Source organism: Halorubrum sp. SD612, assembly GCF_002135005.1.
In genome coordinates, this window is sequence record NZ_NEWI01000072.1 from 1 (window position 1) to 16,006 (window position 16,006).

Below are 16,006 nucleotides of genomic sequence, written 5' to 3' on the forward strand. Positions count from 1 at the left end.
TGTACAGGGGTCAACGCGGGATGGCCGGCGAACGTCTCCAAAGCCCCAGTCGCGAGGCGGGTACACGTGCGCTGCGCTCCGCGTCGCTCACTTCGTTCGCGCCTGGGGTGCTTGCGTCGCCTGCGTCCGCCTCGCGACTGCCCCTTTGAGTCCCGCCCCGACCGCACAGCACGGCACCTCACGCCTCCCCAGCCTCGCGGTTCGCGCTCTCCGAGCGCGAACCGTGTCCCTCGCGCGTGCTCCTCACGCCCTACGGGCGTTCGGAGGCACGCGCCACCGCAGACCTGTTAGCAAGCGGCCGTAGCCGATCCGCTCATTCGCCGGTGAACCGCTCCCGTTCCGCGAGCGCGAAGTCGGTCCCGTACCGCTCCACGAGGGGGGTGTAGGCGTCGCCGAGCGCCCGCATACACGCGCTCGTCGAGGCGAAGCCGAGGTCGTCGGCGACTTCCTCCCACGGCCGGCCTTGGAGGACCTTCCGAACGAGCAGGCGCTCCGCCCGGTCGTCGAGGTCGGTCCCCTCGACCAGCGCCGCGAGCGCGAGGTCGCGGAACGCGCCGGGCGCGCTGTCGTACATCCCCGGCCCGACCGACGCCCCGACGACGGAGCGCCACTCGGTCTCGGTGAGATCGACCGGGACGGAGGCGGAACACGCACCCAGCGCGCCGCGGATCACGTCCGGGTCGACGTCGCGGTGCGCGTCGGAGAGCCCGTCGCGCTCGCGGTCCCGGAAGGCGACCGCGTGGCGGGCGAGCAGGTCGCGCCCGGCCGCGGTCTCCGGGCGCAGCATGATCGCGGAGTGCTCCCCCGAGGCGTCGTTGCGGCTCGTCGAGAGGTGGCCGATCCGGTATCCCGCGCGCTTCCAGAAGCGGAGCAGGCGCGGCGTCGCGCCGTAGCCGACCGAGAAGTAGTCGACCGGCTCTCCGTCGTCGTGAGTCGCTTCGCCGTCGCCCGCCACTTCCCCCCCGAACTCCGCGTGGACCTCGCCGAGCAGCCGCGAGCCGAACCCCGCGTCCCGGAGCGCGTGGTGGGTCGCGATCCGGACCGTCCGCAGGCCGCGCGGCTCGGCCGCGGCCTCGTCGCGGAGTTGGCTCGTGAGCACGTCCGGCACCATGTTGCCGCGGACGCGCTCACCCTCGTACATCCGCCGCCGCGTCTCGGGGTCGAGGCCGCCCTCCCGCGCGAGGAGCGCGACCGCGACGACCCGGTCGTCCGCGACGAGCGCGCGCGCGACGAGGTTCGGCGCGTCGAGCAGCCGCGCGAGGTCGTTCGGCTCCGTCCGGTAGTGTGCGGTGACGAGCAGCCCGAACGCCTCGCCGAGCAGCGTCTCGTCCGCGCGCAGTTCCTCCGGGTCGAGCGCCCGATACGTCGCGTCGTCGACCGACGCGTCCGCGACCGCGTCGTCGACCGCCGGGCGAGCGTCCAACAGGAGCGCCCGCGACGCCCACGCCTCCACCGGGTCGTTCCGCGCGTACCGGATCGGCTCGTCGAGCCGCACGTCCCGGACCGCGAACCGCGAGCCGACCAGCCGCTCCCGGAACCGGACCGCGAACCCGCGGCCCGCCCCCTCGTAGCCGTGGACCGTCGTACAGAACGCGACCGCGGGCGCGTCGAGGAACCCCTCCAGCAGCCGCACCGGGAGCGCCGCCGCCTCGTCGACGACCGCCGCGTCCGCCTCGCCCGCCGCCGCCGCGGCGGCCGCCGGCGGCAGGAAGCGTACCCAATCTCCCGCCGGCGTCCGGAGGTCGCGGTCGTCCGCATCGCCGTCGCGGTCGATCCCGTCGCGTTCCCAATCGGTCTCGCTCTCGATCAGCTCTCGGGCACGCGCGAACACCTCCGCGGCGTTCCGGAACGCGGGCGCGGTGACGAGCACGTCGGCGCCGCCGAGCGCGAGCGCGCCCGCCGCGATCCCGGCCGCGCTCGACTTCCCGCGCCCGCGGTTGGACTCGACGACGACCGCCGATCCGGGGTCGGCGAGCGCCTCGAAGGCCCGCACCGCGCGGGCCTGGTCGTCCGTGAGACAGGCGCCGTACGCGGCCGCGGGGAACGCCGCACCCGGCGGCGGGCTCGGCGCGTCGCGGTCGTCCGCGTCGTCGGGTTCGCCCTCGCCACCGCGTTCGTCCCCACCGCCGCGCTCGTCGCCTTTCTCCGCGGTCAGGCCGTCTCGTTCGAGGGCGCCGCCCGCGGGGTCGTCCCCCAGTGCGACGACCGCGATTCCGGGGTGCGTCCGGAGCGTCGAGACGAGGCGCTCGCGGAACCGCCCGGTCACGTCGCCGACGCCGTACGGGGGGACCGCGAGCGAGTCGTCGAAGCGGTCCCGGACCGCCGGCCAGTTGTCGAGCGGAGGCGTCAGCAGGATCAGGAGCCCCCCGCCGTCGACCGCGCCGACCGCGCGGCCGAGCGCGTTGGGGACGAACCGCTCGTGGCAGTCGAGGACGACCGCCTCGCGGGTGCGTCCGAGCAGCTCGTCGGCGCTCCGCGGGCGGTGCTCCTCGAACCGGAACCCCTCCCGGGTCGAGACGAGCGAGACCGCCTCGTCGTCGACGCCGAGGGACACTATCGCGTCGTAGGCGGCGTCGGTTCCCCGGTCGCGGTCGCCCGCCAGCACGAGGACGCGCCGCTCGTTCGTCCGCTCGGCCTCGGCGCGCAGTTCGCGCGCGACTCCCGCGATCATCTCCGCTCGTGGTTGCCGAGGCGCGGTCATGTGTCTTCCCCTCCGCGCGTCGCCGAGGCGAGTTGCTCGTTCACGACGCTCCGGCGACGCCGGCAAGGGCGGGAGGCTTACGGCCGCGCGGCGCGTCGCTCCCGGCATGACCACGGTCACGCTCATCGGGACTCGGCTCGCGGACGTGGGCCGCGAGTTCGTCTACGAAGGGGAATCGGCCGGCTGCGAAGGGTGTCCCTACCGCGGCCAGTGTCTCAACCTCACCGAGGGGAAGCGGTACCGGGTGACAGACATCCGCGAGAACGCCCAGACGCTCGACTGCGCCGTCCACGACGCGGGCGTCCGCGCGGTCGAGGTCGAGCCCGCGTCGGTCCCGGCGAACGTCCCGTCGAAGCGCGCGTACGCCGGGAGCAAGGCGTCGCTCGCCGGTCCCTGCCCGCACACCGAGTGCCCGAGCCACGGCTACTGCGTCCCCGACGGCGCCGACTTCGACGAGGAGCGCGTCATCGATCAGGTGCTCGGCGACCCCCCGCACGAGACGTGCGCGCTCGACCGCGACCTGACGCTCGTGGAGTTCCGCGCGGAGGAGTGAGTCCGGCCGCGGGGCCGCTCGCTTCGCTTACAGCGAGGTGATCGCGTTCAGCGTGATCCGGATCGCGCGCTCGACGTTGTCTTTCGCCTTCTCCGGTAGTTCGTCGTCGGAGTCTGCCCCCTTCTGCGTGCCCGCGACGAGGTTGCCGTCCACCGTACAGATGGCGCCCGCCGCGAGCCCCTTGCGCCGCGCGAGCGAGAAGACGGTCGCCGCCTCCATCTCGATCGCGAGCAGGTTCGCGTCGTTCCAGTCCTCGACGTACTCGTCGTCCTCGTTGTAGAACGCGTCGTCCGAGACGATAGGGCCGACGTGGATCTCCTCGTCGTTGTCCTCGGCCGCATCGACCAAGCCGGTGAGTACGTCGTAGTCCGGGACCGCCGGGTAGTTCGCCGACTCGTACCGCTTGCTCGTCCCCTCCTCCTTGGCCGCGCCCGTCGCGACGACCATGTCGCCGACCTCCATCTCCGGCTGGAGCGCGCCGCAGGTGCCACACCGGACGAACGTCTCCACGCCGACCCGCGAGAGCTCCTCTACGGCGATGGCGGCCGACGGGCAGCCGATCCCGGTCGAGCAGATCGTGAGGTCGACCCCGTCGTAGGTCGCGTTGACGACTTTGTACTCGCGGTTCTGCGCGACGACCTCGCTGTCGTCGCACAGGTCGGCGATCCGGTCGACGCGACCCGGATCGCCAGGGATGACCGCGATCTCGTGGACGTCGCCCTCCTCGACCAGCAGGTGCGGCTGTTTCGCCATACGCGCCGCAACAGCGGCCGCGCGCAAAAACGGACCGGTCGGCGGGCGGGGATCACGCCGCAAACACAATTTGATATCGCGCTATGCGATTTACAACAGCGATCGAACGGCCGCGGTCCCCCTCAGGCTGGACCACCGACTCCACCGGATCGGGCCGTTTTATCGCCCGAGGCCGCGACGTTCGACTATGACCGACGCTGACGCCTCCGCCGGTTTCGGTTCGACGCTCGGTGCGCTCACCGTCGCGTTCCTCCTCGTGACACTCGTCGCCGGGACGCTGCTTGGCTTCAACTGGACGCAGGCGGTGTTGCTCGGCGGGTTCGCTGGCGTCGTGGCGGTCGGGTCGGCGTGGCTGACCGAGCGACGGACGGGCGGATGAACCGAACGACGGGCGAACGGATGAACCGAGCGACGGACGGGCGGATGATCCCCGGTCTCCGCAGTTGTCGTCCGAGTATCGTGACTGAGAGGTCGACGGAGGCTTTTATACCCGCTCGGCGTCGACACCGCACAATGCGATTCAGTCGCGACCGTCGAGGCCAGTCGGTCGTGGTCGGGACGGTGATCCTGTTCGGGTTCCTGATCGTTGCGCTCGGAATCTTCCAGATTCAAGTCGTCCCGACGGAGAACGCGAACGTCGAGTTCGAACACAGCCAGCAGGTCGAGGACGACTTCGGCGACCTCCGCAACGACGTCCTCCGCGCCGGTTCGACGGGCTCGACCGGGTCGACGCAGGTCCGCCTCGGCACGCGGTACCCGGCCCGGACGTTCTTCATCAACCCGCCGCCCGTGTCGGGGTCGCTCGAAACGGAGCCGACGGGGCCGATACGGGTCTTGAACGCGACGGTCGGAGACGGCGCCCACCAGAACGCCCGCGACTTCTGGAACATGAGTCCCTCGTTCGAGACGCGTTCGCTCCGCTACGACGCGGAGTACAACGAGTTCGACGGCGCCCCCGAACTCGTCTACGAGCACTCCGTCGTCGCCGCCGAGTTCGACGACGCGGTCCTGCTCCGGACCGGCCAGACGGTCGTCTCCGAGGAGGGGATCTCGCTGACCGCGCTGACCGGCTCGGTGTCGGAAACCGGCGTCGTTCCGCGTAGCGTCGACCCGCGCGCCGTCTCCGCGAGCGACACCACGGTTCCGCTCGAACCGAGAGGCGGGCAGATCACCCTCGAACTCCCGACCGCGATCGGGAACGCCTCTGCCCTCGCGGACCGCTGGAATGGTGCGCTCCCGGCGGGCGCGACCGCGACGCCGAACGCGACCGGTGAAGCGCTCCGGGTCACGCTGGATAACACCTCGGACGACCGTCCCTACCGACTAGCGCTCTCGGAGGTATCACTCGACGCGTCGGGCGAGACGGAACCGGCGTACGTGGTTCCTGTCGGCCCGCAGAACGTCGCTCTCGATGATACGGTTACTGTCGAGGTCCGAGACCGGTACAACAATCCGGTGCCGGACGCGACGGTGTCGATCGTCGGGGACGGTCGGGAGAACACGACGAACGACGACGGACGCGTGTTCTTCGAAGCGAACAGGACGTCAATCACGGCGACGATCAACGGGACCGATGCGCAGCCGTTCGAGGATGTCTCCTTCGATGCGTCCGCTGACGCGCCCACGACAGGCGTGAATCGCATCTATGAGGTCGAGTGGGACGAGTTCGATCCTGTTCCGATCGAGGAAGGGACTACTGACGGAGAACTCGACATACTAGTTTCCGACGCCGATTCTGACGCTCCAATCGATAACGCCGCCGTTGATGTCGCTCTCACGCCGCTAGGCAATGTGAACGGAATTCCGAGTTTCGACGAGCCCTCCGAGACGGATGCGGACGGTCGGACAACTGTCCGTAATTTCAATACTAATGGGGCAAACGCCGGGGATAATTTCACTTTCTACGCGTCTGCTGGCGATGACGTTGATGTGACCCGTGTCACAGTCGTTGAGAATACAGGCACGGGCAGCGAAGCTGACGCCGCCCAAGCTGTCGACGGGACCGGGTCAACTACAGGCTCAGGCAACTCCGGCAAGCTAAGATTCGACATAACTGCTGATTCAGACATTAGTATCAATGCTGCGGCAATCAGAACGACTGGCTCTCTAAGTTCTGTTGGTGCCGATTCAGAATCCAAGTTTACGATCAGGGGAGAGCCAAGCGACCCTGCTGGCTCCACAGATGGAAGCTTCGATTACACATTCAATCCGAGCGTTGTAGTTGGCCCATCAGACGGAGACACTGAAGTGAGATTTGACAAGCTGGATACCGGCATCGAGAACATTAGCATGGTTAACTCAGAAGCTAACGCGGACATCGTTGTGGCGCTTCAATTCGATGACGGAAGTGTCAAGCAATTCTTCTTCCAAGCAGACGAACGACAACCCGGTCCTCCTAATTAACCTCCGCCGTACATTCCACAATCGACGTAATCCTCATCGACAAAGCCATATGCCGGCCGCATGAACGTCCGTGTATGACCGCAGTCGGGATCGACGGCATCGAGATCTGGACCGGGAAGCTCAAACTCGACCTGCCGGGCACGTTCGCGCCGGAGAAGGGCGACGACCCCGAGAAGTACACGAAGGGGCTCGGGCTCACTAACTCCTCGTTCCCCGACGTGTACGAGGACATCGTCACGATGGGCGCGAACGCCGCGAAGGGGCTGATGGACCGGAAGGGGCTCGAACCCGAGGACGTCGGCCGGATCGACGTCGCCACCGAGTCGGCGTTCGACCACTCGAAGCCCGTGTCGACGTATATCGCCGGCTGCCTCGAACAGGTGTACGACGGCGACTTCACCCACGCCAACAAGGGCGAGCGCAAGTTCGCCTGCCTCGCCGGAACGCAGGCCATTGACGACGCGTACAACTGGATCCGCGCCGGCCGGAACCGCGACCGCCCCGCGCTCGTCATCACCACGGACACGGCGCTGTACGCTCGCGGTGACCCCGGCGAGGCGACGCAGGGCGCCGGCGCCGTCGCGATGCTGATCGACGAGGACCCTTCGATCGTCGAGCTCTCGACGGATCAGGGGTACGGCTCGAAGGACGAGACTGACTTCCTCAAGCCGAACCAGCAGTTCCCCAGCGTCGACGGGAAGCGGTCGGTCCAGGTGTACCTCTCCCGGATGCGCGAGGCCCTCGAAGACTACGAGTCCGTCACGGACGACATCGAGCTGGAAGACTTCGCGTACGCGCCGTTCCACACGCCGTTCCCCGGCATGGTCCGGAAGGCGGCGCTCCTCGCCTACCGTCACGTCATCCGCGATACAGCACACGAGGACGCGCTCGCCGACGAGATCGGCCGCCAGCCCCGCGAAGGCGAGTACGACGACCGGGAGGCCTACGAGGAGGCGATCCGCGGGTACATGGACGAATTAAAGACCACCGAGCAGTACCAGACGTGGTACGACACGGCAGTCGAGCCGACGCTCGGCCTCTCTCGCGAGGTCGGCAACTGGTACACCAGTTCGGTCCACATTGCCCGCGTGAGCGCCCTCCGAGACGCCCTGACCCGCGACCGCGAGTTCGTCGGCGACACGCTGCTCGTCGCTTCCTACGGCTCGGGCGCGCAGGCCGAGATCCACGCCGAGACGATCCGAGAGGGGTGGCGCGCCGAGATCGAGAGGCTCGACATCGACGACCAGCTCGACGCCCGCTACGACCTGACGTGGGAGGAGTACGAGGACGTCCACGACGTCCACGAGTACGACGCCGACCTCGGGCGCGAGGTCGAGGAGTTCACCCAGCCCGACGGGGAGTTCGTCTTCACCGGCTGGGGGCGGATGAACGAGCGCCAGTACGAGTACGCCGAGTAGCGCCGCGACCGCCGCTGACCGGCACGCTCACCGAACTGTGAGTCATCCGCAGCGGTCCGCAATCCCGTGAAAACGGCTCACACGGGTCGTTCGCGATACGATGCTTTTAAACGACGCTGGCGTGAATCGACACCCAATGGTGACCATCTACGACGTGCCGGCCGACGACCTCTGCGAGGCCGTCGCCGCCCGCCTCGAGGACCGGATCGAAGAGCCCGACTGGGTCGAGTTCGCCAAAAGCGGCGCGGGCAAGGAGCTCCCGCCGGAGCAGGACGACTTCTGGTACGTCCGCTCCGCGAGCCTCCTGCGAAAGGTCGCGCAGAACGAGCCGATCGGCATCGAGCGGCTCGCGACCGAGTACGGCTCGAAGAAGCGCGGCTCCAATCGCTACATCGTCCGCCCCGGCGAGCACGAGGGGGGCTCGCGTAAGCTCATCCGTTCGTCGCTCCAGGCGCTCGAAGAGGACGGGCTCGTCACGACCGCCTCCGGCGAGGGTCGCCGCCTCTCCGATGAGGGCGAGGCGTTCCTCTCCGAGGTCGCGACCGAAGTCTTCGAGGACCTCGACCGTCCGGAACTCGAACGCTACGCGTAAACCGATATCTCTGTTTCTGGCCGCTTTACCGCCGTAGCGACTGCTTTCTCGGTCACATCGCACGCGTCTCGCAAGCGGCTGCTTCGTCTCGCGAGTTCGCCCGTTGCGCACGTCGTAAACCAAACACCGCTATACAAAATCTGATATCGGGTAAATCGACACATACGCGTCGGCCTTCTTCTCCTCGGACGCTCTCCTTCGGTCGCTCCCCCGCTACCTTCTTGATCCCGCGTCTCGGAGTGCCGGCGTGAGTCGCGCATGACGGAGTCACGCGTCGGCACGGTCGAACGAATTCACGTCGCCTCTGGGACGGGCGGCGACCCGGAGCCCCGGGAGGCGGTCGAGGCGGTCGCGGACCGCGGGCTCCGCGGCGACCGCTACTTCGACGGCGACGGGATCTACAACGAGCAGTCGGAGTTGGAGCCGAGCGACATCACGCTGATTGAGGCCGAGACGCTTGCGGCCGCGGCCGCCGAACACGGCGTCGACCTAGAGGCGGGCGCGCACCGGCGCAACGTCACGACGCGTGGTGTCGACCTCGGGGAGCTCGTCGGCGAGCGGTTCCGGGTCGGCCAAGCGACCGTCGAGGGGACGGGTCGCTGCGAGCCCTGCGGCTACATGGCCGATCTCGCGGAGGAGTCCGACGCGGTGACCGCGCTCGACGGTCGCGGCGGGCTCGACGCCCGCATCGTGGAGTCGGGAACGGTAGCGGTCGGCGACGAGATCGTCTGGTAGCGACCGACCCCGGGTTATCCGGTGTTTTTCATCCCGGCGGCGATGCCGTTGACGGTGAGCCGCAGGGTGCGCTCCTCCTCGTCGGTGCGGTGGGTGCGCCCGAGGAGGTTCGCCTGGAGGAGGTTCAGGGGGTCGACGTAGGGGTTCCGGCGGTCGAGGCTCTCTTCGAGCCACTCGCGGCGGAGCAGCTGGTCGCGGCCGCTGATCGACAACACTAGCTCGCGGCCGCGCTCGTACTCGTCGACGAGTTCGGGGAAGAAGCGCTCGCGGAGCTCGTCGTCGGCGAGGTCGGCGTACTCGGCGGCGATCTCCGGCTCAGTGCGCGCGAGCGCCAGCGAGGCGTTGTCGAGCGTGGTCCGGAAGAACGGCCACTCGTCGAACATCTCGCGGAGCGTCTCCATCCCCTCCTCCTCGCCGACCTCGTCGAGGTAGGCGTCGATCCCCGAGGCGATTGCGTACCAGCCGGGGAGGATGAGCCGCGTCTGGGTCCACGAGAACACCCACGGGATCGCGCGGAGGTCCTCGACGCTGCGCTCGCCGGAGCGGGAGGCGGGCCGGGAGCCGAGGTTGAGGTCCTCGACGACGCTGATCGGCGTCGCCTGCTCGAAGTAGGAGACGAATCCGTCGCTGTTCAGCAGGTCCCGGTACGTCTCCCGGGCGGCGGGCGCCATGACCTCCATCGCCTCCACCCAGCGGTCCGGGACGTTCTCGACCGGCTCCTCGTTCGCCTCCTTCCGGGCGCGGATCTGGGCGTCCAGCATCTGTTCGAGCTCGCGCTCGGCGATCCGCGGGTTGGCGTACTTCTCGGCGATCGCCTCCCCCTGCTCGGTGAACTTCACCTGTCCGGTGACGGTCTCGTTCGGGAGCGCGGTCAGCGCCTCGTTCATCGGGCCGCCGCCGCGCGAGATGGAGCCGCCGCGGCCGTGGAACAGCCGGAGGGTGATCTCCTCCTCGCGGCAGAACCGGGCGATCCGGCGCTGGTTCTCGTAGAGGTCCCAGTTCGCGGCGAGGAACCCGTTCTCCTTGTTGGAGTCGGAGTAGCCGAGCATGACCTCTTGGACCTCGTCGCGTGCCTTCAGCGCGGCCGCGTACGCCTCGTTCTCGAAGAGGGTACCGAGGATGCGTTCGGCCCCGTTGAGCGCCGATTCGGTCTCGAGCAGCGGGACGACGTCGACCGCGCAGTGGTCGGGTAAGGAGACGACGCCGACCTGGTCGGCCAGGAAGAGCACCTCCAGCACGTGGCTGGGTTCCTCCGTCATCGAGATACAGTAGGTGTCTATCGCCTGCTGGCCGTACTCGTCCTGCCAGCCCGCGAACGACGCGAACCGGCGGAGGACGCGCTCCGTCGTCTCGGAGACGTCGCCGGGTTCGTCGACGTCGACGACCGGGTCCTCTTGGAGGATCGCCTCGGTGAGGAAGTCGACGCGCTCGTCTTCGTCCATCTCGGCGTAGTCGACGCCCTCGGCCGCGACCGCCTCGGCGACGGCCTCGGTGTGGTTCTCGCGGTGGTCGCGCAGGTCGAGCGACGCCAGCGTGAGCCCGAACGTGTCGACCTGCCGGCGGAACGGCTCGACGAACGACTCCAGCACCGACTCCTGTCCGTCCTCGCGGAGCGACTCGGCGATCACGTCGAGGTCGTCGAGGAACGCGTCGCCGTCGGGGTACTCGCCCGGCCGGACGTCGTTGACGCGGTCGAGGCGCTCGCGCATCAGCCGGAGCTTCTGCCGGTACGGCTCGTCGGGGTACCGCTCGCGCGCCTCCTCGACGACGGTCGGGAACCGCTCGGCGTCGGCCGCGAGCGACTCCGCGAGCGCGTCGCCGTCGGCGTACCGGTCGCCGTCCTGGCTCAGCACCGCGGAGAGCCGCTTACAGCGGTCTCGGTACTTCTCGACGGCGACCTCGCGCTGGCGTTCGAGCGTCTCGTCGGTCACCTCGGGCGTGACGAACGGGTTGCCGTCGCGGTCGGAGCCCGCCCACGAGCGGAACTCGAAGAGCTTGGGGCAGTCGACGTCGTCGTACTCCTTCGAGATGGTCTCCTCGAACTCCTCGTAGGCGTCACCGACGACGTCGAACAGCGTGTTCTCGAGGTACCACTGGACGTTGCGCGCCTCGTCTTCCGGCTCGGGGGCCCGCTGGCGGACCTGTCGGGTGCCCCACAGGCTGGTTACCTCGGCGGTGACGTCGCGCCAGACGGCGCGCCGCTCGCGGTCGGTGAGGTTGCGCTCGTCGAGCTCGCCGAGGTGGTTCGCGATCGAGCGGAGCTTGGACTTCACCGTCGACCGTCGGGCCTCCGTGGGGTGAGCGGTGAACGTCGGCTCGATGAGCACGTCGGCGAGCAGCTCCTCCAGTTCGTCTGCGTCGACGCCGGCCTCGGCGAACTCGGCTATCGTCGCGTCGAAGGAGTCGTGGAGGGCGGTCCCGTCGTCGGCGTTCCGGACCGCGCGGACGCGCTCGCGCTCCTCGGCGAGGTTGATGAGCTCGAAGTACGTCGTGAACGCGCGGGCGACGACCTCCTCGCGTGTCGTCGAGAGGTCGTCGACCGCCTCGTGGAGGGCGGCCCGGGTCGCGGCGTCGCCCCGTCGGTAGTCGATCGCCTCGTTGCGCAGCGTCTCTACCGTCTCGTACGCCTCGGTCGAGGCCTGCGCGGCCAGGACGTCCCCCACCAGCGCCCCGAGTTCTCGAACGTCCGTCCGCACGTCCCGATTATGCAACTTCATACCACAGACAGTTCGGTCGGGATCGGTTAAAACCGTGGGCTAGACGAATGCTTGCCCCGGTTCCGAGTAAATTCGATCACGAACGTTCCTTGCCGACCCCGGCCGGAGGCGATGGCGGCGGCGACTCGTCGGTCCCGAGCGCGGCCCGGTTCCGAAGCGTCGCCGTCGACCCGGAATGGCTCCGATTCTCGCCGCTGTGGAGGGTTCGTCACCCTTTTTACCGATCCAACCTCAGTAGCGAGCATGAGTGCGTCCGATAAGTATCCGTCTGAGTCCGGGCGGCGACGCTTCGTGAAGGGCGTCGTCGGCGGCGCGGCCCTCGCTGGGGTCGGTGCGATGGGGTCGGCGACCGTGAACACCCTGACGACCGCCGGCGGCGTCGGCGGCGGGTCGACGGTCGCGAAGACCATCGCACACACCGGCGGCCCGGCGCCCCGGGGGCTCCCGCAGATCCCGGTTCAAGTCACCGACGACGGCTACCTCGAAGGCATCTGGCCCGAGACGACGACCGTCACCCAAGAGGGGCAGGAGATCGAGGTCGCGCAGCAGGACCTCGGCGGGGTGACCTACACCGGTGCGTGGTACCAGTACTGCGGCGTCGAGTCGCAGGAGAACCTCCAGCCGAACTTCGAGTCGGACAACCTGTTCCGCGCCGCGAGCGGTCCGCCGTACGACTGGCAGTCGAACACCTACTCGGGCGGCGACCGGATCCACATCGACGACTTCTCCGACTACGAGGAGTGGGGCAACGGGATCGGTAGCGAGGGCGTCGGCAAGCCGGCGTCGGTCACGTGGCGCTCGGAGGACGCCGAGACCAACCTCAACGCGATCGTCCTCCGATCGCCGCAGATCGAGGAGGCCGCCCAGAACAACGAGTGGCTCCAGGCGTCGACCGATCAGGGGTTCATGGCGTACCTCAACGTCTGTACCCACTTCTGTTGTATTCCGGGCTACAAGGAGCTAGAGGAGTCGGCCCGCTACGACGCCGCCGACGGCTCGTACTGCGTCTGCCACCAGTCGACGTACGACCCGTTCACCATCGAGGAGGCGCTGTTCATCGCGCGTCCCCGACCCGAAGAGTAATCCCAGCCCGAGGAGTAACCCCGCCCTGTCGCGGCTCCGCCCTCTTCTCCGCTCGTCCCTCGGACGTCTCGTGTAAGTCGTCGCCGCGCTTTTCACCTCGCTCGTCCGAGGGAATGACATGAGCGACGACCCCGCTTCCGACGAGTCCGTCTCCAAGGCCGCCGGCGACGACGACCGATCCGCGGCCGCCGGCGGTGCGGACGCCCCCGCGAGCGACGACTTCGAGGCGGAATTGGCCCGCGCCCGCGACCTGCTCGACGGCGACGACATCGACGCGGTCCACGTCGGCGTCGTCCGCGACGGCGAGGTCGACACCACGTTCGCCCAGCGCACCGACGACGACCCGGAGGGGGCGGGACTCCGCGCGCTCGCGCTGCTCGCCGCACACGTCAGGCTGGTCGCGGGCGAGGCCGGCGTCGAGCCCTCCACCGTCGCCGGCGACGCCGCGACGCTCGCGGGGCAGGTGGAACAAATCCCGACGGACACCGAGCAGATCCCCGATGAGTAGCGGGCCGGCTCGTCGTCGCCGGCTGTCTCCGGCGCCGGTCTACTCGGACCCGCCGGACTCCGCCGAGCGGATCCGACGGAGCTGGTGGGCCACGCCCGCGAGCGCGACGAGCAGGACCGCGAGGTTGAACACCGCGAGCGCCACGGACTGGTAGGCCGGATCGAACCACGTGCGGATCGCGTTGCCGGACTGGCTGTAGAACCCCCAGCCAGCCACGACCGCGAGCAGCGACAGCACTGCCAGCCCGACGCGGTCGAGCAGCCCGCGGAGGTCGTCGGTCGAGAGGCGGCCGAAGCCGCCGGAGCCGGCCGGCTCTGTCCAGTAGTCCGTGTCGGTCTCTTCCGGGTCCGTCCGGTCGGGACCCGTTTCCGTGCGGTCGGTCGCGTCGGTGTCGTCTGTCATTGGCTGTGGTGGGTCGCGGGTGCGGTCGCCGTCGGCAGTCGCGCGGTCGTCGCTCGGGCCGTCACGTGGCGGTTCGTCGGTCGCATCGGCACGCGGCGGTTCGTCAGTCATCGTCGCCTCCGTGCGAGCAGCGCCGTGACGACGAGCGCGACGAGCGCGACGAGCGGGCCGAAACCGGGCGTCGCGTCGCCGCTGGCGCCGCCGTCTCGCGTCGCTCCGTCGTCACCGGCACTGTCGCCGCCGACGCCCCCCTCGCCGCGCTCGAAGTCCTCGACGGTGAACTGCACGTCGCGGACCGTCTCGTTCGCGGAGAGGGTCTCCTGCGGGTTCAGGTTCGCGACGCCCTGCGTCTCGTCGACGAGCACGTCGTCGTCGAACAGCGCGGCGTCGACGTAGTAGTTGTAGCCGTTCGGCACCTCGACGGTCGCCGTCACGGTGTCGGTGCGACCGGGGCGGACGGTGCCGACGGTCTCCGTCGCCTCCCCGGCGATCACGTTCGACTCCGCCTGCCGGAGGTAGAGCCGGAGGTCGACGTCGTCGCTCGGCTCGTCGCCGCGGTTCGTCACGGAAATCGACGCCGACAGCGTCGCCGTCTCGTTGTCGGCCTCGGTGACGCTCACGGCGACCGTCGGCCAGACCGTCCCGTCGGTGAAGCCGACCCTCGTGTCCGCGTAGTCGGGCGTGAGCGCCGCGACGCCGCCGACGCGAGTGGTCTGTTCCTCGCGGCGCTGGCCGTCCGCGAAGACGACCGTCTCGATGCGGTAGCCCCCCTCGCGCTCGACGTCGACCGTGCCGTTGACCGTTTGCTCCCCCTCGAAGTCGACGTCGCCCACGTCGACCGTGGTCTCGTCGACGAGGAGGCCGGACTCGCTGCCGATCGCGCGGTGGCGGACCGTGACGTTCTCGACTGTCGAGCCGCGGTGGCGGAGGTCGGTGCCGAGCCGGAGCTCGGCGGTCTCGCCGCGCACCTCGCCGGGCGCGACGGTCGCGCCGGCGACGTCGATCCGGCCGGGCGGCTCGTTCGTCTCCCGCGGGTCGGTGATCGCGCCGGGGACGGCGACGGCGCCGACCGCGCTCGCGACGAGGAGGGCGGCGGCCGCCGCCAGGAGGGCCGTGCGGGTGTCCATACGCGACCCCTCACGAGCGTCATATAAGTGCTTTGTCCAGTCGGCGTCTGCGCTTGGAACCGAGCTCAGAGGAGGCGATACCGCCCGTTCGACTCGGTGAGTTCGCCGCGGTGCGCGAGGCGGGTCAGGATCTCGCGGGCCGCGTCGGCGGGGACGCCGTCGGCCGCGGCGCGATCCACGACGGCCGCCTCTGTCGGGTCGTCGAGGGCGTCGACCGCGTCCCGGACGACCTCGGTGCGGCTCCGGGAGCCGCCCCCGCCGCCCTCGGCGCGCGAGGCGGCCTCGTCGACGGCGTCGGCGTCGATGCCCGACGACTCGAGGTACTCGCGGTCGCCGATGCCGGCGTCCTCGACGGCGGCTTCGAGGTCGGCGACGTGGTCCACCTCGGCGAACGCCGCGCTGTCGCCGCGCTTCTTGGCGAGCAGCGCGGACCGCGCCTGGCGGGCCGCCGCGCGCTCCTCGGACTCGAAGAAGCGCTTGAGCTTGGCGGTCCGGTGGGTCTTGCCGCACCGCGAGCACTTCGCCGTCTCGCTCGTCTCCGGGTCCGTGACCAGCCACATGTTGGCGCACTCGTTGCAGCCGACGACCGCGTACATGCGCCCCGATTCGCCGCCCCCGAATTTGAACCCTCGGCTCCGGGACGCGAACGCACCATGACCACGTTAGACGATGCGGTGGCGTGTGCCTGCGAGCGTCCGAAGGACGCGAGCAGCACGCGCGAGGGAGTCGGGCGCTCCGAGGGCGACCGGAGGGAGCCCGAAGGACGCGCCCGACGAGGCTGGGGAGGCGTGAGGCTGCGGTTGCGGTGCTGTGCGGGGTGGGACTCAAAGGGGCAGCCGCGAGGGCGGCGCAGGCGACACAAGCACCGCAGCGAGGGAGCGGAGCGACTGAGTGAGGAGCGCAGGGAGCGTGCGCCGCCCTCGCGGCTGCGGCTTTGGCGGTGTTCGGCGTGGATCCGGGGGCCCGACTCGGTAACCGAACGCCCCGGACGGACCGAGACCCGCCCCCAAGACC

Annotated in this window: 14 protein-coding genes; 8 read left to right on the forward strand and 6 right to left on the reverse strand. The window is 69.5% G+C overall.

Annotated features, from left to right (window positions below):
- Nucleotides 1–313: 313 nt before the first annotated feature.
- Nucleotides 314–2,671 carry a tRNA(Met) cytidine acetyltransferase TmcA gene (tmcA, locus tag B9G38_RS09585; RefSeq protein WP_086220230.1) on the reverse strand — a complete coding sequence of 786 codons (2,358 nt, stop codon included), beginning with the start codon at nucleotides 2,669–2,671 and terminating at the stop codon, nucleotides 314–316.
- Between the two features lie 136 nt (nucleotides 2,672–2,807).
- Here tmcA and B9G38_RS09590 point away from each other — a divergent pair, with 136 nt between their 5' ends.
- On the forward strand, nucleotides 2,808–3,254 hold the full coding sequence (locus tag B9G38_RS09590) for a UPF0179 family protein (RefSeq protein WP_049930303.1): 447 nt from the start codon (nucleotides 2,808–2,810) through the stop codon (nucleotides 3,252–3,254).
- Nucleotides 3,255–3,281: 27 nt separating this feature from the next.
- On the opposite strand, the gene B9G38_RS09595 is transcribed toward B9G38_RS09590, so the two are convergent.
- Nucleotides 3,282–4,007, reverse strand: a complete 726-nt coding sequence (locus B9G38_RS09595; RefSeq protein ID WP_049930305.1) for a nucleoside phosphorylase — start codon at nucleotides 4,005–4,007, stop codon at nucleotides 3,282–3,284.
- 187 nt (nucleotides 4,008–4,194) lie between these two features.
- Here B9G38_RS09595 and B9G38_RS09600 point away from each other — a divergent pair, with 187 nt between their 5' ends.
- From B9G38_RS09600 to B9G38_RS09620, 5 genes are all read left to right on the forward strand, one after another.
- Entirely contained in the window at nucleotides 4,195–4,386 is a 192-nt protein-coding gene (locus tag B9G38_RS09600; protein WP_049930306.1) for a hypothetical protein, read from the forward strand.
- Nucleotides 4,387–4,520: 134 nt separating this feature from the next.
- The gene (locus B9G38_RS09605) at nucleotides 4,521–6,410 is read left to right on the forward strand and encodes a hypothetical protein (RefSeq protein ID WP_086220231.1); all 1,890 of its coding nucleotides are present in this window, start codon (nucleotides 4,521–4,523) and stop codon (nucleotides 6,408–6,410) included.
- A gap of 74 nt (nucleotides 6,411–6,484) precedes the next feature.
- Nucleotides 6,485–7,828, forward strand: a complete 1,344-nt coding sequence (hmgB, locus tag B9G38_RS09610; protein ID WP_049930312.1) for a hydroxymethylglutaryl-CoA synthase — start codon at nucleotides 6,485–6,487, stop codon at nucleotides 7,826–7,828.
- A gap of 136 nt (nucleotides 7,829–7,964) precedes the next feature.
- Nucleotides 7,965–8,420, forward strand: a complete 456-nt coding sequence (locus tag B9G38_RS09615) for a 30S ribosomal protein S19e (protein WP_086220232.1) — start codon at nucleotides 7,965–7,967, stop codon at nucleotides 8,418–8,420.
- Nucleotides 8,421–8,678: 258 nt separating this feature from the next.
- The gene (locus B9G38_RS09620) at nucleotides 8,679–9,155 is read left to right on the forward strand and encodes an MOSC domain-containing protein (protein ID WP_086220233.1); all 477 of its coding nucleotides are present in this window, start codon (nucleotides 8,679–8,681) and stop codon (nucleotides 9,153–9,155) included.
- A gap of 14 nt (nucleotides 9,156–9,169) precedes the next feature.
- Here B9G38_RS09620 and ppc read toward each other — a convergent pair whose 3' ends face one another.
- Nucleotides 9,170–11,872, reverse strand: a complete 2,703-nt coding sequence (ppc, locus tag B9G38_RS09625) for a phosphoenolpyruvate carboxylase (protein ID WP_086220234.1) — start codon at nucleotides 11,870–11,872, stop codon at nucleotides 9,170–9,172.
- 243 nt (nucleotides 11,873–12,115) lie between these two features.
- Here ppc and B9G38_RS09630 point away from each other — a divergent pair, with 243 nt between their 5' ends.
- Nucleotides 12,116–12,955 (forward strand): cytochrome B, encoded by an 840-nt coding sequence (locus B9G38_RS09630; RefSeq protein ID WP_086220235.1) that lies wholly within the window; start codon nucleotides 12,116–12,118, stop codon nucleotides 12,953–12,955.
- A gap of 118 nt (nucleotides 12,956–13,073) precedes the next feature.
- On the forward strand, nucleotides 13,074–13,463 hold the full coding sequence (locus tag B9G38_RS09635) for a hypothetical protein (protein ID WP_049930320.1): 390 nt from the start codon (nucleotides 13,074–13,076) through the stop codon (nucleotides 13,461–13,463).
- Nucleotides 13,464–13,502: 39 nt separating this feature from the next.
- Here the strand turns inward: B9G38_RS09635 and B9G38_RS09640 are convergent, their stop codons facing one another.
- From B9G38_RS09640 to B9G38_RS09650, 3 genes are all read right to left on the reverse strand, one after another.
- The gene (locus tag B9G38_RS09640) at nucleotides 13,503–13,976 is read right to left on the reverse strand and encodes a hypothetical protein (RefSeq protein WP_049930323.1); all 474 of its coding nucleotides are present in this window, start codon (nucleotides 13,974–13,976) and stop codon (nucleotides 13,503–13,505) included.
- Nucleotides 13,973–14,992, reverse strand: a complete 1,020-nt coding sequence (locus B9G38_RS09645) for a PGF-CTERM sorting domain-containing protein (protein ID WP_086220236.1) — start codon at nucleotides 14,990–14,992, stop codon at nucleotides 13,973–13,975. Before B9G38_RS09645 ends, B9G38_RS09640 begins: the two co-directional genes overlap by 4 nt.
- 65 nt (nucleotides 14,993–15,057) lie before the next feature.
- Entirely contained in the window at nucleotides 15,058–15,588 is a 531-nt protein-coding gene (locus B9G38_RS09650) for a DUF5817 domain-containing protein (RefSeq protein ID WP_049930326.1), read from the reverse strand.
- Between the last annotated feature and the right edge of the window lie 418 nt (nucleotides 15,589–16,006).